This is a genomic window from Porticoccus sp. (assembly GCF_041592135.1).
Taxonomy (GTDB): domain Bacteria; phylum Pseudomonadota; class Gammaproteobacteria; order Pseudomonadales; family Porticoccaceae; genus Porticoccus.
On the sequence record NZ_JBFHQR010000017.1, the window covers coordinates 1 to 20,114 of the forward strand.

Here is a 20,114-nt window from a genome sequence, read left to right on the forward strand (position 1 = left end):
CCAGCAGGAACTGGCGGATCTTGTCCGCACCCCGGTCGATGGCGCTGTAGAGTTCTTCCAGGTTGTTGCTGGCCTCGGCAAACTGGATCGGCCAGATCACCACATCGGCGGGATATTCCTGCTCCGACAAGCCCTTGACGTTGACGGTGCGCTCGTATTCCTTGAAGCGGATGGCGGCATCCGCCAGTTGATAACCCAGCAGCGCCAGGCCCAGTAGAATACCCAGGCCGAGAATGAGTGCTTGAATCCCGTTTTTAGCCGACATCAGAAATCTCCCTATGAATGTGTGCAAGGTTGTATGCGAGTTTGTGCGCGAGTTGTAGCGAGGGTTGTTTAGCCCGAACTGTTGAGACCGCAAAAACGCCTATTTGATCACCGCTGATCCCCATCGCCCTCACCCTGGCGTATCGCGGCCAGCATCTCCCGCTGGTAGGCGGGACGATAGACGTTGATCAGATTGCCGAACAACATCAGCGCGGCGCCGAGCAACAGCGCCATATCAAACGATTCCGAGTAAAACAGGATGCCCACCACGCCGATCAGCGGCAACCGCAGGAAATCCAGGGTCACAACAATGCCCGCATCGGCGCATTTCATGGCGTGGGTGATACAAAAGTGGGCGCTCAAGGCGGTGACGCCGACGATCAGCAACCACAGCCACACCAGCGGTTCCGTGGGCAGCTGCCAGTGGGGCAGCGCCAGCAGCAGGCTCACCGGCATTTGCACCAGGCACATGTAGAACAGCACCGTTAGCGGGTCTTCTGTTGTGGAAAGGGACTTGGTGGCCACATAGGCGCAGGAAAAGCTCACCGCCGCGGCCAGCACGATCAGTGAGGCCGGTTCGAGAATTTCCACGCCGGGTTTCAGAATCACCAGCACCCCGGCGACCCCCAGCGCCACTGCCAGGATTTTGCGCCCGGTCAGCCGCTCCCCCAGCAACAGCGCGGCGATCAACGCCACCCAGAACGGCACCGTGAATTCCAGGGCAAACACCTGGGCCAGCGGCAGCAGGCCGATGCCCACAAACCAGCCGTACTGGCCACCGAAATGGAACAGGTTGCGCACGATATGCATGGCGGGGCGCGGGGTGGCAAACAGCCGAGTGCCGCCGCTTCTGGCAATCACCAGGGCGATAATCAGCAGCCCGATGACGCTGCGGATAAACAGGGTCTGGAAGGTGTTGACCTCAGTGGACAGCTCCCGCGCGCCCACCGCCATCAATGACAGCGACAGCAGCGCCCCCAGCATCCACAACACAACCCTCATTTATCTCTCCCCGACTACAACGGCCGTCAGACCACGCTCATTCCGGCTGGGTGGAGTCTAACACCGCCTCCCGCAATTGTTCTTCCGGGCGCGTTCCGCCTCAGCGGTCGCTTTTGCCGCAAGGTGGCGCACAGGGACAGCAACCGCTCCCGCGTGCAAGCCGAAAGATCACCCATCCAGACAGCCATCCAGACAATCCTCAGGACTGTACCGGCTGGGCGGCGGAGACAGCGGCAGCTTTGCCCCTGTGCACCAGCCGGTAGAGCGCCGGGAGCACCACCAGGGTCAGCAGGGTGGAGGAGATAATGCCGCCGATGACCACCGTGGCCAGCGGCCGTTGCACCTCGGAACCGATGCCGGTGTTGAGGGCCATGGGGACAAAGCCCAGCGAGGCGACCAGCGCCGTCATCAACACCGGGCGCAACCGGGTGAGCGCCCCCTCGATAATGGCCTCATCCAGGGAGCGGCCGTGTTGGCGCAAGTCGCGGATAAACGCCACCATCACCAGGCCGTTCAACACCGCGATGCCGGACAGGGCGATGAAGCCGACGGCCGCGGAGATGGAAAAGGGAATGCCCCGCAACAGCAGCGCCAGCACCCCGCCGGTCAGGGCCAGGGGCACCCCGGAAAAGATGATCCCGGCGTCGCGGAAGGTCCCCAGCGCGGTAACCAGCAGACCGGCGATCAGCAACAACGTGACCGGCACCACCAGACTCAAACGGTTCGCCGCAGACTGCAGGTTCTGGTAGGTGCCGCCGTATTCGACCCAATAGCCGGAGGGAATCTCGACACGCCCCTCGATGGACTGCCGAACCTCGGCGACAAAGGAGCCCAGGTCGCGACCGCGCACGTTTGCCGTCACCACCATCCGGCGCTTGCCGTTTTCCCGGTTGACCTGGTTGTAGCCGTTGACCAGCTCCATGCTCGCCAGCTCGCCCAGGGGCACAAAGCCGCCGCCATCCAGCGGCACGGGAAGGCTGGTCAAACTGTCGGGGTTGGCGCGCAGGCGCTCCGGGAGTCGCACCACGATATCGACGCGGCGGTCCCCTTCATAGAGTTCCCCGGCCACCCGACCACCCAGCGCTGTCGCCACCACGTCCTGCAGGTCGGCCAGGGCAATACCGTAGCGGGCCAGGGACTGCCGGTCGGGAACCAGGGTCAGCACCGGCAGTCCCGTGGCCTGTTCAACCGCCACGTCCGCCGCGCCGGGCACCCGGTTAATGGCGTCCTCGATGGCTCCGCCCAGGGCGATCAGGGTGTCGAAATCATCGCCGAACACCTTCACCGCCAGCTCTGACCTCACCCCGGCGATCAACTCGTTGAAGCGCATCTGGATAGGCTGCAGGAATTCGTAGCGGTTACCCGGTATGGGCGTGACCTGCGCCTCCAGTTCCTGTACCACCCGGGCCTTGCTCTTGCCGGGGTCGGGCCACTGGTCGCGGGGTTTCAGCATGATGAAGTTGTCCGCCACGCTGGGGGGAACCGCGTCGGTGGCCACTTCCGCCGTGCCGATCTTGGCAAACACCCGCTCCACCTCGGGCAGTTCCTTGATCCTCGCCTCCAACTGCTCCTGGAGTTGCACCGCCTGCTCCAGCGAGGTACCCGGAATGCGCAGCGCGTGCATGGCGATATCGCCTTCGTCCAGATTGGGCACGAATTCGGTGCCGAGACGGGTCGCCAGCCAGCCGCAGATCACCACCAACAACAGCGCCAGGCTCACCACCGACCAGCGAAACCGCAGGGATGCCAGCAACAGCGGTCGGTAGAGGCTGCGGGCAGCATTGACCAGGCTGTTTTCCTTCTCGGCCACCGGCTTGCTGAACAGCAGGGCAACGCCCGCGGGCACAAAGGTCACGGCCAACACCATGGCGCTGAGCAGTGCGATGACCACGGTGATGGCCATGGGGTGAAACATCTTCCCCTCGACCCCCGTGAGCGCAAAGATGGGAAGGTACACGGCAGTGATGATGAACACGCCGAACAGCGCGGGGCGCATCACCTCGTTGGTGGCATCAAACACAATCGCCAGCCGCTCCCTGACCGGCAATACTTCCCGGCCCGCCTGGCCCAGGCGCCGCAGGCAGTTCTCGACAATGATCACCGCGCCGTCGACGATCAGGCCAAAATCCAGTGCGCCGAGACTCATCAGGTTCGCGCTGACCTTGGTCTGTACCATGCCGGATACCGTCATCAGCATGGCGACGGGAATCACCGCGGCGGTCAGCAGCGCCGCCCGGATATTGCCGAGAAACAGGAACAGCACCACGATCACCAGGATGGCGCCTTCGACCAGATTGCTGCGCACCGTCACCAGGGTCTTGTCCACCAGCCCGGTGCGGTCGTATACCGGCGTCGCCGTGATCCCCGGAGGCAAACTGGCCTTCGCCGCCGCCAGCTTTTCCGCCACCGCCTGTGCCACTGCCCGGCTGTTTTCGCCGACCAGCATGAACACCGTGCTCATCACCACTTCGCGGCCGTTCTGGGTGGCCGCCCCGGAACGCAGTTCCCGGCCCACATCCACCGTGGCGACATCCCGCAGCCGTATCGGAATGCCATCTACCTGCCGCACCACAATCAGCCCCAGGGCTTCAATATCCTCGGCCTGGCCGGGCATGCGGATCAGCCATTGGGAACCGTTGTGTTCGATAAATCCCGCCCCCCGGTTGGCGTTGTTGCGCTCCAGGGCGGTGGCGATATCGTCATAGGAAAGCCCCTGGGCGAGCATTTTTGCCGGCTCGGGAGCGACCAGAATTTCCTTGCGGAAACCGCCGATCGGGTTCACTTCCACCACGCCGGGAACCCGCAGCAGCTGCGGGCGAATAATCCAGTCGTGCACCGAACGCAGGTCGGTGGGCGTCACCGGTGAGCCATCGGCGTTCAGTGCCCCGGGTTCGGCGTCCACGGTAAACATGAAGATCTCGCCCAGCCCGGTGGCGATGGGCCCCAATACCGGTTCCAGCCCCTGGGGCAGCGCCGCTTTTGCCGCGTTCAGGCGCTCGGCCACCTGCTGTCGGGCAAAATAGATATCGGTGCCCTCCTCGAACACCACGGTAATCTGAGACAGGCTGTAGCGGGACAGTGAGCGGGTGTAGTTCAGCCGCGGAATGCCGGCCATGGCATTTTCGAGGGCAAAGGTAACCCGCTGCTCCACTTCCAGCGGCGTGTAGCCGGGGGCCTCGGTATTGATGACCACCTGGACATTGGTGATATCGGGAACCGCATCGATGGGCAGCCGGGTAAAGTTCCAGATACCCAGTCCCGACAGTACCAGTACCGCGATGAACACCAGCCCGGGGCGGGACAGGGAAAAACGAATAATCTGTGCCAGCATGGTCAGTCCTCAATGGTCGTGGGAGGCGCCGGACTTCTCGATGTCGGCTTTAATGAGATAACTGTTGGTGGTGACATAGCGCGTTCCCGGCTGCAACCCTCCCAGCACTTCGACCCACTCGGCGTCCCGGCGACCCAACTCCAGCATCCGCACCTCGTACTGATCCTCGACCCGGGCGTAGACCACGGTGAAATCCCGAAAAGCCTGCAACCCGGTCCGCTTCACCGCCAGCGGCACGGCGTGCTCGGCGACCTGTATTTCGCCGCTGACGAACAGGCCTGGGAGCAAGCTGCCGTCCGGGTTATCCAGCTCCACCCTGGCGATCACCGATTGATCGGGGCCGGCGCTGGCAGCCAGGTAGCTGATGTTTCCGACCAGCGTCACAGCCCCGTCCAGGGCGCTGATCGTCACCGGCGCCCCGACCTTGATGCCGGGCAGGTCGCGGGGGAAAACCGCAAATTCCGCCCACAGGCTGGCGCTATTCATCACCGCAAACAGGGTGCGCTCGCCGGTCTGTTCGCCGGGATGGGCGTTGCGCTCGGTGACCACGCCATCGATGGGCGAGGTGATGGCGTAGCGGGTCAGGCTGTCATTACTCTCCACCACGGCCAGTTTCGCCCCCTTCTCCACCCGGTCGCCCACCGAGACTGCAACCGATTCGACGACCCCGTCATAGCGGGCGGCGATGGCGCGCACCTGCTCGGCATTGGGCGCCACGCGGCCATACGCGGTGACCGTCTGGCGAATCGTTGCCGGACCGGCAATGTCCGTCTCCAGGCCGAAGGCTGCTGCGACCTCGGCACCGATTTGCGTGCGGCCCTCGAAATTGTCGTACTGCCAGCGATGTGTCTCACCGCCGTGGCTGGCCTCGGCGGTGACGACAAAGGAGTGGGGTTCATACACCTCGGCACTGCCCCGCAGGAAATCCTCCTGGGGTTGGAAGGCGATCTCGTCCTTCACGCCGCCCAGGCGCGTCAGGGTAATCTGTAACTCAACCTGTTGCGGGGCGACGGGCACAGCGTCCCTGGTTGCCCAGACGCGGAATTCCGGCGGCACCCCGGTTTCGAAAATGGCCAGTTCCAGGGCGAAATCCCCGTCCTCCAGCAATCGTCCGCCGTGGGGTCCCCTCGGTAACTCCACCCCGGCCGCTGCACCGTGTTCCCCGTGCCCGTGATCCGACGCCTCATGGGCGACATCACAACCGGTCATCGCCAGCGCCGCGGCTACCACACCCAGCGCCCTCAGTAACTTTTTCATATCAAACCCCATGACTACTGGACTGCCGACGGCATTACCGTGCCGGTCAGTCGCTCGATTTCTATTAACTGCCGGTGGGCATCGACGGATGCCTCCACCAGTTCTGCTTGAGTCAACAGCAACTGCGCCTGCAACTGTTGCAGTTCGTAGTAGCTGTAACGACCGGCCTCATAGCCCTGTTTGGTCTGCGCAGCGGCCGCTTGCAGCCGTGGCAACACGTCTTCCCGCAAGGCTTCACTGCGGTGCAGACTGTATTCCAGTGACCGATAGAGCGCGAAAAGCTGTGTCTCGATTTGCAGGCGGGTGGCCTGGCGCTCGGCGTCCACCTGCGCCAGGTTCGCCCGCGCCTCGGCGAGATGGCCCCGGTTGCTGTCCCCCGGCGCCAGCGGAATAGTGACACCGGCGACGAAGGCGTGGTCGTCGCTCAGCTCCAGCCGGCGGATGCCCAGGTTCATGCGCCAATCCGGTTTATTCTGAATCTGCGCCAACCGCAGTTCCGCCTCCCGCAGCCGCTGCCGGCTCAAATAGGTCGCCATATTGGGGGAGCTGTCGACCCGCTCCAGCAGCGCGGCCAGACTCTCGGGCCGGGGCAACTGCTGCCAGGGTCCGCTTACCCGTTGAAAGCCCGGCTGGGACTCCCCCCACTGGGCGGCCAGTTTACGTTGCGCCGTCGCCAGTTGATCTTTCATATCCAGCGCGATCAGGCGCACCCGGGCGCGTTCGGCCTCCGCCCTCGCCAGATCCGCGGTGGCAGCCCGACCGGCCCTGACCCGTTTATCCACCAGGGCAACCGTTTCCTGCGCCAGGGCGACTGCTTGTTGCGACAACCTGACGCGCTCCTGGTATTCCAGATTGTCGAGGAAAAGGCGGGCGGTCCTGGCCACGGTGTCCAGGCGCTGGATCTCCACCTGGCTCTCCACTACCGAGACGCCGGCCCGGGCGGCATCGATGTAGCGCTCGCGCTTGCCGCGCTCCAGCACCCATGCCAGGTTCAGGGTGGTCTCCGCGCCGTCACCGACATCGTACTCACCGGAACCCAGCACATTCTCCACCGACAGGCCGAGCTCAGCGCTGGGCCTGACCCGTGACTGCATCACGCGCCCTTCCTGGGCCAGGACCTGATAGCCGGCAGCAATCAACTGTGGATTGCCGGACAGTGTCCGCTCGATGGCTTCTTCCATCTGGATTTCGACATGCGTTTGCGCCATGGCCATCGGAGCCGAGACAAGTAAAAAGACAACCGTCGGCCAGCGCCACGGGGCGGCGCGGCAGGCAAATAGATCCCACATAAACAGATATCCTCCGCGCCCGGGGACGCGAATGTTAAACAACGACGGTGTGCGACTTCAGCGCACAGGGTACGAACAGGGTTGTGTCAGGAAGCGAGGGGTGGAGCGCGCAGTGGTGGCCGCCAGCGAACCAGCCGGCTGGATGCTGCGCCGAGGAAAGGAATTGACAAACGCCGGGGGCGAACCCAACAGGCGAGGAAGAACGAGGACGCAACAATCAACAGCTGCGGCAGTAGCTTCGACCAGGTGATGCCCGGTTTTTCCAGCACCGACACATCTCGGTCCGCGCCGTGATCGTGACCGTGGCCATCGGCCTGGTGGATATGGCTACCGTGCAACCCGGCGTGCTGGCCGTGGACATCGAGATGCCAGTGCGCGCCCGCCATCTGCATGCTGAGCAGGGAGAGGCAGGCAACGAACAAGATCCCAACGGCAAACTTTCTCATTCGCGCAATATAAAGGTATGAGCCGGAGCTGTCACCCGTATACCGGTCCTGTTGATGGATTTCAGGGCAAGGCGTCATCTCCGGGTGAACAGCTATTGGCCCATGCAACCTGGGCAAACTCTGCACTGGCCACGAAACCCTGCGGCCGGCGCTCCATACCCGCCCCGCACTGCCGGCAAGCAGAGGGGAAAACCCAACCGATTACAATCGTTGCCCGGTGTCGTCCCCACCGGTCTCCCTAGACTCCCCATACGCCCCAGCCGCCCCAGACTCCCCGACCAGCTCGTCGGGCAGCATTTCCAGCGCCGTCGGAGTGGTTCGCACCATCGCCACAAACTGGGAGGGGTTGTCGGGGATATCGGTAACCCGGCGCACCACATGGCGGGCGGCAAAGGCCGCCAGGCCGAGCTGCATCACAAAAAAATACAGGGGCAGTGCCTGCGGGCCGAGGTATTCCATCAGGAAACCCGCCAGGGCCGGACCAACCGCCGCCGCCGCACCGTGCAGCAGCAACAGGGTGCTGCCGCCGGGCAGGATGTCCCCCGGTTCCAGATGGTCGACCAGGTGCGCCACCGCCACCGGGTAGATGGCGAAGGCCAGCCCGCCGTAGAGCACCGCCGCCAGGTACAGCCAACCGCCCCCATAGGAAAAGATCGCCAGCAGCAGCGCCGCAACGGCACCGGCTGCCCCCACCACCAGCAGCACCTTGCGGCGGTCGTGATTATCGGAGTAGCGGCCAAAGGGATACTGGAACACCGCGCCCCCCAGAATGGCGAGGCTCATAAAGGTCGCCACCCCAGCGCTGTCCAGCCCCACCCGGCTGGCGTACACGGCACCCAGTCCCCAGAACGCCCCCATCGCCAGTCCCGAGAACAGGGAACCGGCCACGGCGACCGGGGCCAGCTGCCAGATGGCGGTCAATTTCATCCGCGACGTATCGCTGACTTCCGGCTGCACCATGCGCGTCCAGGTCACGGCGGCGACACTGGTACTGATAAAAATTGCCGCCAGGGCAAACAACAGGAATGATTCGGCGCCGGCCAGGTGCAGGAATTGCTGGGTGGAGGCCAGCGCCACCAGGTTGACCATCATATAGATAGCGAACACCTTGCCGCGCTGGTTGGCGGCGGTCTGGCCGTTCAGCCAGCTCTCGATCACCGTGTAGAGAATCACCAGGGTGATGCCGGTAAAAACCCGCAACAGAAACCAGCTGACGGGGTGCACGAAAATCACATGCAGCAGGGAAAAACAGCTGGTGAAGGCGGCGCAAAAGGCGAAGGTGCGAATATGGCCGATGCGCTTGATCAACGGCAATCCCAGAAAGGTGCCAAAGATAAAACCGATGAAGTAGCCGGACATGATCATGCCCATGACGCTGTCGCTATAGCCTTCCATGCCACCGCGCAGGGCCAGCAGGGTATTCAGCAGGCCAGTGCCCAGCAGCAGCAGGCCGATACCTGCCAACAGGGCGCAAATCGGAACAATCAATGTCAGCATGACAAATCCGTGGTCGGGGGGAACAGACCCTACAAGGGTATGGGGGCTGGCGACATCTTGCAAACTTCACGGCGCGGGGCTATCCACCGACTGCCCGCTCGCTGCTATAGTCGCTACTCTGGCAACAATTAAACAGCTAAATAGACCGGGAACTCACCATGCAATCAGCACTGATCACAGCGGCGCAACTGCGGGATATGGACCCCGTCAGGCGCGTCATTTTCGACTGCCGCTTCTCCCTGGCGGACGTCGCCCTGGGGCGGCAGCAATACCAGCAGGGACATATTCCCGACGCTTTCCACCTGGATATGGAGCAGGACCTGTCCGGCGCCAAGGGCCCCCACGGCGGCCGCCATCCCCTGCCCGACCAGGATCATTTCAGCGCCCGCCTGCAACACTGCGGGGTCAACGCCGACACACTGGTGGTTGCCTATGACGACAACCGCATGGCCGGCGCCGCCCGGCTGTGGTGGCTGCTGCGCTATTTCGGCCACAATCATGTGCAGGTGCTGGATGGCGGCATCCAGGGTTGGCAGGCCATTGGCGGCGCGCTGGAAAGCGCGGAACCGACCATCCGCATGGGCAATTTCCGGGCCCGGCCCCAAGCCGCCATGGCGCTGAATATTGAGGAACTGCGGCAGTCAGCAGCCGGCCTGAACCTGATCGACGCCCGGGAAGTGCCCCGCTATCGCGGCGAACAGGAACCCATCGACCCGGTAGCCGGCCATATCCCCGGCGCCCTGAACCAGCCCTGGTTGCAGTTCACGGACCCGCAGGGCTGTTTTATCCCGGTCGAGCAACAGCGCCAGCAGTGGCAGCGATTGGGCCCGCTGCCCAACCCGGTGGTGTACTGCGGTTCCGGGGTGACCGCCTGTGTGGATCTGCTGTCCCTGGCGCTGATCGGCGTGGACAACGCCCGGCTCTACAGCGGCAGCTGGAGCGACTGGTGCAGCTATCCGGAAAACCCCGTCGCCACCGGCGATAATAGCTGATGCTGTTGATTGCCCTGGCGCTGATCGCCAGCGGTGCGGTTGCCTGGTTTGTCAGCACGGTGGCCGCCGGCGGCGCCGCCATGCTGATGATTCCCGTGGTGACTTTTTTGCTGGGAGCGCAGGTGGTGGCCCCGGCCATCAGCGTCGGCGCCTTTGTCGCCAACCCTTCCCGAGCCTGGCTGTTCCGTGATGCGGTGGACTGGCAGGTGTGCCGCTGGCTGGTGCCCGGCAGCCTCTGCGGTGCCCTGCTGGGGGCCTGGGCCTTCAGTCAGTTTCCGGTTTTCTGGATTCAGATGGTGCTGGGGGGCTTTCTGGTCTCCACGATATTCCAGTACCGTTTCGGCAAGTCCCGGCGCTCCTTCCCCATGAAACGCAGCTGGTTTTTCCCCCTCGGGCTGGTGATTGCCTTCCTGTCGGCGCTGGTGGGCGGCACCGGGCCGGTGCAAAACCCCTTTATGCTCAACTACGGCCTGGAAAAGGAACAACTGGTGGCCACCAAGGCCATCAACTCCCTGGCGCTGCAGCTGACCAAGCTGCTGGCCTACACCGGCTTTGGCGTGATGACCCTGGAAATCGCCGGCTACGGCCTGGTGATCGGCCTCGGCGGCGCGCTGGGCGCCTGGCTGGCCCACCGCCACCTGATCAACATCAACGCCGACCGCTTCCGTCTCTACACCCTCAGCCTGATGCCCATCTGCGGTGTGCTGTTGATCGCCGAAGCCCTGCGCGGCTGACCCATCCAACCGGCATTGGCCGGCTGCAATCCCCTCGTCTATCCTGAAGAAGGATCCCCGACGCGCTTCCGCGTGCAAGAAAAAAATGAGGAGGGACAACCATGAAACACCAGGAAAAAATTGTCGAGCTGCTCAACAAGATCATGGAATTCGAGATGGCCGGCGTGGTGCGCTACAACCACTACGCGCTGATGGTGTTCGGTTTCAACCGCATACCCATCGTCAGCTGGCTGCGCTCCGAGGCCGACAGCAGCATCGTCCACGCCCAGGAGGCCGGCGAAATGATCACCGCCCTCGGCGGCCATCCGTCACTGGGTATCGGCCCCCTGCTGGAAACCCACAAGCACGATATCGGCGATATTCTGCGGGAATCCCTGGAACAGGAGGGCGCGGCCAAGGCGCTGTATTACGAGTTGCTGGAACTGGTGAAAGACAATTCCGTGATGCTGGAGGAATATGCCCGCCGCATGATTTTCGAAGAGGAAATGCACGAGGCCGAGGTCAACAAGATGTTGCGCAAGCCCGGCGATATCAAGGCGTTCAAAGGCTAGCGGCGACCTCAGCCCTCACAGCTGACGCCGGTGCCGCGCAGCCCGCAGTAACCGTTGGGGTTCTTTGCCAGGTATTGCTGGTGGTAGTCTTCGGCGTAATAAAACTCGCCGAGACGACCGATTTCGGAAGTCACCGGAGGAAACCCACGGCGCGCCAGTGCCGTTTCAAAACGCTCACGGCTGGCTTCCACGCGCCGTAACTGCTCGTCATCCGCGCAATAGATGGCGGAACGATACTGGGTGCCGACGTCGTTGCCCTGGCGCATCCCCTGGGTGGGGTCGTGGGACTCCCAGAACACCTTCAACAGTGCTTCCAGTTCGATCCGCTGCGGGTCAAACACCACCAGCACCACTTCGGTGTGGCCGGTGAGACCGCTACAGACCTCGTCATAGGTGGGATTTTTGGTGTAGCCTCCGGCATAACCGGCGGCGGTGCTGTACACGCCGGGCTGGGTCCAGAAACGCCGCTCGGCGCCCCAGAAACAGCCCATGCCCACCACGATCTGCGCCATGCCCTCGGGAAATGGCGGCTGCAAGGGATGACCGGTCACCAGGTGGCGAGCGCTGACTGCCATGGGCTCGTCGCGACCGGGCAATGCCAACTCCGGGGTAATCATTTGGGTTTTCTGGCCGTAACCAAACATCGGCGCGCTCCTATTTTTGACCGAACATTCCACTTGCCAACTACCAAGTGTAACCCTACCCTGTGTTGACCTGAATCGGGAGGAAATGTTTCGTGATCGATCTCTATACCGCCGCCACACCCAACGGACACAAGATCAGTATCGCCCTGGAAGAGCTGGATCTGCCCTATGAGATGCACCACCTCAGCCTCAGCGACAATGAGCAGAAAGAGCCCTGGTATCTGAAGCTGAACCCCAACGGCAGGATCCCCACTATCGTCGATCGCGCCAACGATGACTTCGTGGTGTTTGAGTCCGGCGCCATCCTGATTTACCTGGCGGAGAAAACCGGCCAGTTGCTGCCCAAAGACGCCAAGGAGCGCTCCCGGGCCATGCAGTGGCTGATGTTCCAGATGGGCGGCATCGGCCCCATGATGGGACAGGCCAATGTCTGGTACCGCTACTGGAATGAAACCTATCAACCGGCCATCGACCGCTACCAGAACGAAGTGAAACGGCTGTTTGGTGTCATGAATGGCCACCTGGAGGGTCGTGAATTCCTCACCGATGAACTGAGCATTGCCGACATCGCCAACTGGGCTTGGGTGCGCATTCACAATTGGTCCGGGGTGGATATCGAACCCTTCCCCCATCTGTCGGCCTGGATTGAGCGCCTCAACCAACGCCCCGCCTTCCAGAAGGGCATCAAGACCCCCGCCGCCGAATACGAACAGGACGACAAGGCCAACAGCTTTGTCAGCGGCGCCCGCAATATGCTGACCAGGTAATCTGCCGCCACAGCGGTCACAACTGTTTCACCGCCCTGGCCAGTTTTTCCGGCCGGGGCTCCTCCCCCCCATAGCGCATGGCCTCATAGGCCTGACTGATGGCCTTGACCTGTTCGGCCAGCTGCGGCTGAAGCGCTGAGATGCGTGCGGCAAATGCCCGCGGCCCCTCACCGGTGCGGCGCGCACAGTCCAGCTTCTCCAGTTTGCGACATAGCGCCAGGAACTGCCGGTCCAGCCCATTGATTGCCCTGGGGCGATCCGGCATCAGTTTCCACAGGCCGATCAGCAACACCAGCCCACCGCCACCGACCAGCAGCGCCAGGGCCATTCGCAGCGGCGAGGTGCCACCCAGCCAGTCGCGCAGCAAGGACGCCTGCTTGCGGTCGTAACCCAGCACCCACAGCGCCCAGTGATAGTTGAGCGCTTCCAGCTCCAGCCGCAGGCGATTGACCCAGCTGATATGGCGAAAGCGCATCAGTGACACCGGCGAATCGGCCAGAAAGCCCTCTTCATTGCCCAGCAGGGTCTGGAGATCACCCTCTATCCGCTGCGGCGCCACATGGGCGGTGGGGTCGATAGCCACCCAGCCCTCCCCGGCCAGCCAGACTTCGGCCCAGGCGTGGGCATCGTATTGGCGCACCAGCAGATAGTCGTCCGGGTGGCGTTCGCCGCCCTGGTAACCCGCCACCACCCGGGCGGGAATGCCGGCCGCGCGCATCAGGAACACGAAGCTGCCAGCAAAGTGTTCACAGAAGCCCCGCTGGCTGTCGAACAGGAATTCGTCCACCGAATCCCGGCCCAGCAGGGGCGGCTGCAGGGTATAGACAAATTCGCGGTTGTAGAAATCGAGCGCCCGTTCCACCAGCGCCCGATCATCGCTTGCCAGCCGCCGCCAGCGCTGCGCCATCTCCATCGCCCTCGGGTTGAAGCCCCCGGGCAATTGCAGTTCGATAGCGCGCCGGTCCGCTGACAGGCCCCCCGCCTCGGTGCGGTGGTCCAGCCAGCTGACGACCTGGTATTGCTGTTTGCCGGTCACCGGCTCGGCCGACACCAGGCGGAAATCCCGGCTCAGGGCGACCCCCCGGCTGTCGGGTAATGCTGTATTCAAGGCGTAGAGCCAGGGCTGCCGGGTGGGTTCAATCACCACCGCATAATGCAATGGCTGTCCACGCCGCTCGATCAGCTGATCCCAGCTTTTGCGCGGCTGGCCGTACCACTGCAACAGCGCGCCGTCGTCCAGGCTGGTGCGACGGGTCCGCGACCAGGTTCTGCCGTCAAATTCGGACAACACCAGGCCGCGCCAGTACAGCTGGCGCTGGGGGGGCACGGGGCCGTCAAAACTGACCCTGAAAGCCAGTTCGGCAGAGCGTCCCAGGCGGCTGAAATCCCCCGGGGACATGCTGTCGGTGACACCGGTTTTGGCCTTGTGAGTCTGAATGGGCACCGACCAGAGCGCGCCGACCCGGGGCATCAGCAAAAACAGCAGCACCATCAACGGCAGCGCCTGGCACAGCAAGGCCAGCGCCGCGTGCAGCGGGCGCAGTCGCCCGCAAGCCGCATCGCTTTGATGCAGACCGATCAGGGCCGCCAGCACCAGCAGCAGACAGCCGAGGATGTAACCCGCGCCGGCGATGGACTGGTCAAACAGTGCCGCCAGCGCGGCGACAAAAAAAGCCAGCAACACCACCAGGTAGGCGTCCCGGCGATGGGCCATTTCCAGCAACTTCAGCACATAGGCACTGACCAGCAGTGCCACCATGGGCTCGAGGCCGATGGGCGTTCCGTATTCCAGCAGCAAGCCCGCCAGACAGACCGCCAGCAGCCCCCATTTCACCAGCCGGCCCGGCGCGGCCCAGGCACCGCGGAAACACTGGACTCGCCAGAGCATGGCCAGCGCCGCGGCCAGCAGCACCCAGCGGGGCAGATGCCCGGCGTGCAGGGCGATCACAGCGGCAAAGGCCGCCAGCAGCCAGAACAGCGCCTGCCGCCGAATCTGCCAGCTGGGAATCACGACTGTCCCTCCGGCGCGTTGACCTCGAACAGGGCCAGCGCCGCCAACAGCCGCTGGCGATGTTCGTCACCGCTGGCGGGTTCAATCACCAACCCCGGCAGGCGCAGCCCATAGGGCTGGCCGGTGGCGGCTATTTGCAGCAGCAGCCCGCACAGCCGGGACAGGCGCGCCTCCCGGTCGAGCCCTGGAAACTGCGCCCAGTCCAGCCACAACCGGCGGTCGAGCACGTCCCCGTAGTGCTTGGTGTGCAAACCCTGTTCGCGGGCATAGTGTTTCCAGGCCACGTGCTTCGGCGAATCTCCCGGGCGGTAGCGATCCAGTCCGACGAAATCATCACCGCCTTCGGCACCCTGTAACACCCCTTCCCCGCTGGCGCGTCGACCGGGCGGCGGCGCTTCGGAAAACAGCGGCCGGGGGTACACCAGAGCGCGGATAGCCAGATCCACATAGCTCCAGGCGCGCAGCAAACCCACCGGATAGATACTCTCGATACGCAGCCGTCCGGGGTCATGGAGGCCGCGCTGCCCGGCGGGAACCGTTAACCTCAGGCGGCATTCGGCAACATTCGACATGGCGGCGGACACCACCTCCGAGCCGGCAAAGGAGCAACTCAGGCCATCCCGGTAACGGCGCCGGGGCTGGCGTAGCAACAGCTCCACCGTCAGGGTTTTGCCGGCGAATCCCGGGGTGACCTTGAGACAACTCAGGGTGAGTCCGGAAAGGTTGGCAAAACTGTGCAGGATCGACACCACAAACAGCGCTGTCAGCAGGCAGGTGATGCCGAACACCAGATTATTTTCATAGTTGGTGGCCGCCAGCCAGCAGAGCACGATCAGCAGCAGGAAAGCGAAGCCCGTGGCGGAGGGGAAAATAAACAGGCTGCGCCGGTCGAGGGTGACGGTGGCCGAAGGCGGCAGGCGGCGCAACAGCCAGCGGGAAAAACGCTGCCGGAAAAAATTCCGCGCCGAGATCGCCACCCCGATGCGCCCGCCTAGCTCGCCGCCACAGCTATTCCGCACGGCATCAGATGATGTCCACCCTATTCAGCACCTGGCGCACCAGTGCGGCACTGTCCTGGCCGGCATGTTCGCCGGCGCCGCTCAGGCGGTGGGTCGCCACGGCGGGAAAGACCGCCTGCACATCCTCGGGAATCACATAACGGCGCCCCTGGATAAGCGCCCAGGCGCGGGCGCACTGCAGGGTCGCCAGCGCGCCCCGGGGCGACAGCCCGCAGTGGAACAGCGGTTCGTCGCGGGTGTACTGCACCAGCCGCTGCAGGTAATCCACCAGGCTGTCCGCTGCCTTGACCTCGTTGACCTGCTGCTGGATCTGCAGCAGCAGGTCGGGATTCAGCACGGCTTTCAGCTCGCCGAGACGACTCTGTGAACCCAGCCCCGCCAGCAACTGGCGCTCGGACTCCGGGTCCGGGTAGCCCAGGGCGATGCGCATCAGGAAGCGGTCCAGTTGCGATTCGGGCAGCGGGTAGGTGCCGGCCTGACTGGCCGGGTTCTGGGTGGCGATGACAAAAAACGGTTTCGGCAGTGCCCGGGTTTCCCCCTCGACGGTTACCTGCCCCTCGGCCATGGCTTCCAGCAATGCGCTCTGGGTCTTGGGGGTGGTGCGATTGATCTCGTCCGCCAGCAGTAACTGACTGAACACCGGGCCGGGATGAAATTCAAACTGGCTGCGCTGGCGATCATAAATGGACACCCCGAGAATGTCGGCGGGCAGCAGGTCGCTGGTGAACTGGATGCGACTGTAGGAGAGCCCGAGCACCCGGGCCAGACCCTGGGCCAGGGTGGTCTTGCCCATGCCCGGCAGGTCTTCGATCAGCAGGTGACCGCGGGCGAACAGACAGGCCAGAGCCAGCCGGATTTGCTCATCCTTGCCAATCAGCACCGTGCCCACGGCGCGGACCAACCTGTCTACAACCCGTTGCATAAAGCCCTCTTTCCTGCCTCGGTTACAGCGGGGCCCGGTGCGGCGATGAAATCAGATCGCCGCCAGCCCGCGCTGCAGATCCGCTTTAATATCCTCGATATCCTCGAGGCCGACTGCGATGCGGATCAGGTTTTCGGTAATGCCCGACGCCGCCTTCTGTTCCGCACTGAGGCGGCCATGGGTGGTGGTGGCGGGATGGACGATGGTGGTCTTGGCATCCCCCAGGTTGGCGGTCAGGGACAGGATACGGGTGCTGTCGATCACCTGCCAGGCCTGCTCCCGGCCGCCCTTGACGCGGAATGACAGCACCCCGCCAAAACCGCGCTGCTGGGCAGCGGCCAACTGGTGTCCGGGATGGTCGGGCAAGCCGGCATAAAAGACTTTTTCCACCGCCGGCTGCTGTTGCAGCCACTGGGCCAGCACCAGCGCACTGGCGGAGTGGGCATCCATGCGCAGGCGCAGGGTTTCCAGCCCTTTCAGGAATACCCAGGCGTTAAACGGGCTCATGCTGGGGCCGGCACTGCGAATAAAGGCCAGCACCTCGTTGACCAGTTCGCTGCGCCCGCACACCACGCCGCCGAGACAGCGGCCCTGGCCATCCAGGTATTTGGTGGCGGAATGCACCACCAGGTCGGCGCCCAGTTGCAGCGGCAGCTGCAGCGCCGGGGTGCAGAGGCAGTTGTCCACCACCAGCAGGGCACCGTGGTCGTGGGCCAGCTCGGCCAGTGCGCGGATATCCGCCACTTCATTGAGCGGATTGGAGGGCGTTTCCAGGAACAACAGTTTGGTCTCCGGGCGCAGCGCCTGCCGCCACTGGGCCAGATCGGTGACCGGCACAAAGGTGCTGTCGACGCCGAACTTGCCCAGGTATTTGTCCATCAGCACGGTGGTGGTGCCGAACACATCCCGGGAACAGACCACGTGATCACCCGACTTCAGCAGCGCCACGCAGGTGCTGAGAATGGCCGCCATCCCGGAGGCGGTGGCCACCGCCAGCTCGGCCCCTTCCAGGGCGGCAATGCGCTCCTCGAAATTGCGCACGGTGGGGTTGGTGTAGCGGGAATAGACGTTGCCGGGCTGTTCGCCGGAGAAACGCGCCGCCGCCTCGGCGGCGCTGCCGAACACATAACTGGAGGTCAGGAACAGCGGCTCGCCGTGCTCCCCTTCCGCGGTGCGCACATGGCCGGCGCGGACCGCCAGGGTATCCAGGGCGGCGCCCGCCAGCGGGTTGTCTTGCTCTCGATCTGTCATTGGCCTGTTACTCTCAGTCGGCTCCGGGGTTGTGCAAGCCGATTGCCTCGCCATTGCCGGCGTTGGCGGATTTGTGGTTTTTTGCCTTGTCGTTGCGCAGCGAATCCAGCTTGTCCAGGTAGTGCTGGTCGACATCGCCGGTGACATAGTTGCCATCGAATACCGCGCAGTCGAAGGCCTCAATGGTGCTGTTGCCATCGGCGGCACTGGCCACCAGGTCTTCGAGATCCTGGTAGATCAACCAGTCTGCCCCGATCAGTTCAGCCACTTCCTGTTCGGTGCGGTCGTGGGCGATCAGCTCCTTTGCCGAGGGCATATCGATGCCATAGACATTGGGGTAGCGCACCGCCGGTGCGGCTGACGCCATATACACCTTGCGGGCGCCCACATCCCGTGCCATCTGGATGATTTCCCGGGAGGTGGTGCCGCGCACGATGGAGTCGTCCACCAGCAGCACGTTCTTGCCCTTGAATTCCAGCTTCACCGGGTTGAGTTTCTGGCGCACCGATTTTTTGCGCTCCTTTTGCCCGGGCATGATAAAGGTGCGACCGATATAGCGGTTCTTCATGAAACCTTCGCGGAACTTGACGCCCAGCTGCTCGGCGATGGATTGCGCCGCCACGCGGCTGGTATCGGGAATCGGGATCACCACGTCGATGTCATGGTCCGGATAGGTGCGCAGAATCTTCTCCGCCAGGTGTTCCCCCATGCGCAGACGGCATTTGTAGACCGAGATGCTGTCGATAATGGAGTCCGGCCGGGCAAAATAGACATGCTCAAAGATACAGGGCATCAGCCGCGGATTTTCCGCGCACTGCTGCAAGTGCAACTCGCCCTGTTCGTCCACGTAAAGGGCTTCCCCCGGTGCCAGGTCGCGCACGATCTGAAAGCCGAGCACATCCAGCGCCACACTTTCAGAGGCCACGATGTATTCCACGCCCTTGTCGGTCTGGCGCTGGCCGAATATCAGCGGGCGGATACCAAAGGGGTCGCGAAATGCCACCAGGCCGTAGTTGGCGATCATCCCGACCACCGCATAGGCGCCCTTGCAGCGGCGGTGTACCCGGCGCACCGATTCAAAGATATCTTCTGGGGTGGGCTGCAATTTGCCCTGCAAATGCAATTCGTGGGCGAACACGTTGAGCAACGCCTCCGAGTCCGAGTCGGTGTTGATATGCCGCAGATCGGACTTGAACAGGTGCTCCAGCAACTCTTCGGTATTGGTGAGGTTGCCATTGTGGGCCATGCAGATGCCGTAGGGGGAATTCACATAGAACGGCTGTGCCAGCGCGGGTCCCGAACTGCCCGCCGTGGGGTAGCGCACATGGCCGATACCCATGTTGCCTTCCAGTTCGGCCATGTGGCGGGTATGAAACACATCCCGGACCAGCCCGACGCCCTTGCGCTGGTTGAGGCGCCCACCCACACAGGTCATGATGCCCGCCGCATCCTGTCCGCGATGCTGCAACATGGTCAGCGCATCGTAGAGCTGCAGTTTGACATCACTTTTACCAAAAATTCCGACTATACCGCACATGGGTCAGGCAACCTCTATCAACAGTCGTTTACCAAGCTGTTAGCACCGCTCTCAGAGCAGGTTCTTTAAAAAGTTCAGCACCGCTGCGCCGGTATCCCTGGCCCAGTCCTCAAATTGCATAAAAAACGAAATCGTCACCGACTGCTGCCACCACAGGTCATCTTTGACCGGCAACATCTCTGTCAGAATAATCAGCACCACCATGACGATGATCAGGCCGCGGCTGACACCGAACAGCAGCCCCAGCAGCCGGTCCGTCCCGGTCAGGCCGGTGGCCTCGACCAGTTTGCCGAGCAGGTAATTGCAGATGCCGCCGACGATCAGTACCGCCACAAACAGTGTTACCCAGGCGGTGAGCATGCGCAGCGAGGGCGTGGTGATCAGCTGTTCCATCCAGCTGGCCAGTTCGTCGTGAAAAATGGAGGCAATGACCGCCGCCGCCAGCCAGATCAGCAGTGACATGGCCTCCTTGACGAAACCCCGCACCAGGCTGATCAATGCGGAAAGCCCCAAAACAGCAATTATTGCCCAGTCAGCCCAGTTCATGGTCCAGTCATCACCAAAAATAGCGGCAAAGTTTAACAGAGAGCCCGACGGAGG

General features: G+C 63.3%; 17 protein-coding genes and 1 pseudogene. 4 read left to right on the top strand and 14 right to left on the bottom strand.

Annotated features, from left to right (window positions below; translation table 11 throughout):
- The 7 genes and pseudogenes from ABY948_RS03200 to ABY948_RS03230 form a co-directional block, all read right to left on the bottom strand.
- A pseudogene (locus ABY948_RS03200) lies at positions 1-265 on the bottom strand (SIMPL domain-containing protein); the annotation flags it as partial.
- 107 nt (positions 266-372) lie between these two features.
- Positions 373-1,266, bottom strand: coding sequence for a DMT family transporter (locus ABY948_RS03205; protein WP_461481070.1), 894 nt, complete (start codon positions 1,264-1,266; stop codon positions 373-375).
- A 199-nt stretch (positions 1,267-1,465) separates the two neighbouring features.
- Positions 1,466-4,597, bottom strand: a complete 3,132-nt coding sequence (locus ABY948_RS03210; protein ID WP_461481071.1) for an efflux RND transporter permease subunit — start codon at positions 4,595-4,597, stop codon at positions 1,466-1,468.
- A gap of 9 nt (positions 4,598-4,606) precedes the next feature.
- Positions 4,607-5,854 carry an efflux RND transporter periplasmic adaptor subunit gene (locus ABY948_RS03215; RefSeq protein WP_461481072.1) on the bottom strand — a complete coding sequence of 416 codons (1,248 nt, stop codon included), beginning with the start codon at positions 5,852-5,854 and terminating at the stop codon, positions 4,607-4,609.
- Positions 5,855-5,868: 14 nt separating this feature from the next.
- On the bottom strand, positions 5,869-7,062 hold the full coding sequence (locus tag ABY948_RS03220; RefSeq protein ID WP_461481073.1) for a TolC family protein: 1,194 nt from the start codon (positions 7,060-7,062) through the stop codon (positions 5,869-5,871).
- 167 nt (positions 7,063-7,229) lie between these two features.
- Positions 7,230-7,565, bottom strand: a complete 336-nt coding sequence (locus ABY948_RS03225; RefSeq protein ID WP_461481074.1) for a hypothetical protein — start codon at positions 7,563-7,565, stop codon at positions 7,230-7,232.
- 225 nt (positions 7,566-7,790) lie between these two features.
- Complete coding sequence (locus ABY948_RS03230) at positions 7,791-9,086, bottom strand: MFS transporter (protein ID WP_461481075.1); 1,296 nt, start codon at positions 9,084-9,086, stop codon at positions 7,791-7,793.
- A 158-nt stretch (positions 9,087-9,244) separates the two neighbouring features.
- On the opposite strand from ABY948_RS03230, the gene ABY948_RS03235 reads away from it, so the two are divergent.
- The 3 genes from ABY948_RS03235 (at position 9,245) to ABY948_RS03245 (ending at position 11,363) form a co-directional block, all read left to right on the top strand.
- Positions 9,245-10,078, top strand: coding sequence for a sulfurtransferase (locus tag ABY948_RS03235; RefSeq protein ID WP_461481076.1), 834 nt, complete (start codon positions 9,245-9,247; stop codon positions 10,076-10,078).
- Positions 10,078-10,812: a sulfite exporter TauE/SafE family protein gene (locus tag ABY948_RS03240; protein WP_461481077.1), complete on the top strand. Its 735-nt coding sequence runs from the start codon at positions 10,078-10,080 to the stop codon at positions 10,810-10,812. The genes ABY948_RS03235 and ABY948_RS03240 overlap by 1 nt, the downstream gene beginning before the upstream one ends.
- A gap of 101 nt (positions 10,813-10,913) precedes the next feature.
- A complete protein-coding gene (locus ABY948_RS03245; RefSeq protein WP_461481078.1) occupies positions 10,914-11,363 on the top strand; it encodes a ferritin-like domain-containing protein in 450 nt (149 codons plus the stop codon).
- 8 nt (positions 11,364-11,371) lie between these two features.
- Here the strand turns inward: ABY948_RS03245 and msrA are convergent, their stop codons facing one another.
- Positions 11,372-12,007 carry a peptide-methionine (S)-S-oxide reductase MsrA gene (gene msrA, locus ABY948_RS03250; protein ID WP_461481079.1) on the bottom strand — a complete coding sequence of 212 codons (636 nt, stop codon included), beginning with the start codon at positions 12,005-12,007 and terminating at the stop codon, positions 11,372-11,374.
- Positions 12,008-12,099: 92 nt separating this feature from the next.
- On the opposite strand from msrA, the gene ABY948_RS03255 reads away from it, so the two are divergent.
- Complete coding sequence (locus tag ABY948_RS03255; protein WP_461481080.1) at positions 12,100-12,774, top strand: glutathione S-transferase family protein; 675 nt, start codon at positions 12,100-12,102, stop codon at positions 12,772-12,774.
- 16 nt (positions 12,775-12,790) lie between these two features.
- Here ABY948_RS03255 and ABY948_RS03260 read toward each other — a convergent pair whose 3' ends face one another.
- From ABY948_RS03260 to ABY948_RS03285, 6 genes are read right to left on the bottom strand one after another with little or no spacing between them, the layout of a single operon-like run.
- Positions 12,791-14,785: a transglutaminase TgpA family protein gene (locus ABY948_RS03260; protein WP_461481081.1), complete on the bottom strand. Its 1,995-nt coding sequence runs from the start codon at positions 14,783-14,785 to the stop codon at positions 12,791-12,793.
- The gene (locus tag ABY948_RS03265; RefSeq protein WP_461481082.1) at positions 14,782-15,804 is read right to left on the bottom strand and encodes a DUF58 domain-containing protein; all 1,023 of its coding nucleotides are present in this window, start codon (positions 15,802-15,804) and stop codon (positions 14,782-14,784) included. Before ABY948_RS03265 ends, ABY948_RS03260 begins: the two co-directional genes overlap by 4 nt.
- A gap of 4 nt (positions 15,805-15,808) precedes the next feature.
- Positions 15,809-16,726, bottom strand: a complete 918-nt coding sequence (locus tag ABY948_RS03270; RefSeq protein WP_461481083.1) for an AAA family ATPase — start codon at positions 16,724-16,726, stop codon at positions 15,809-15,811.
- 51 nt (positions 16,727-16,777) lie between these two features.
- A complete protein-coding gene (locus tag ABY948_RS03275; protein WP_461481084.1) occupies positions 16,778-17,977 on the bottom strand; it encodes an O-succinylhomoserine sulfhydrylase in 1,200 nt (399 codons plus the stop codon).
- A gap of 13 nt (positions 17,978-17,990) precedes the next feature.
- Positions 17,991-19,514, bottom strand: a complete 1,524-nt coding sequence (purF, locus tag ABY948_RS03280) for an amidophosphoribosyltransferase (RefSeq protein WP_461481085.1) — start codon at positions 19,512-19,514, stop codon at positions 17,991-17,993.
- A gap of 51 nt (positions 19,515-19,565) precedes the next feature.
- Positions 19,566-20,060 carry a CvpA family protein gene (locus ABY948_RS03285; RefSeq protein ID WP_461481086.1) on the bottom strand — a complete coding sequence of 165 codons (495 nt, stop codon included), beginning with the start codon at positions 20,058-20,060 and terminating at the stop codon, positions 19,566-19,568.
- Between the last annotated feature and the right edge of the window lie 54 nt (positions 20,061-20,114).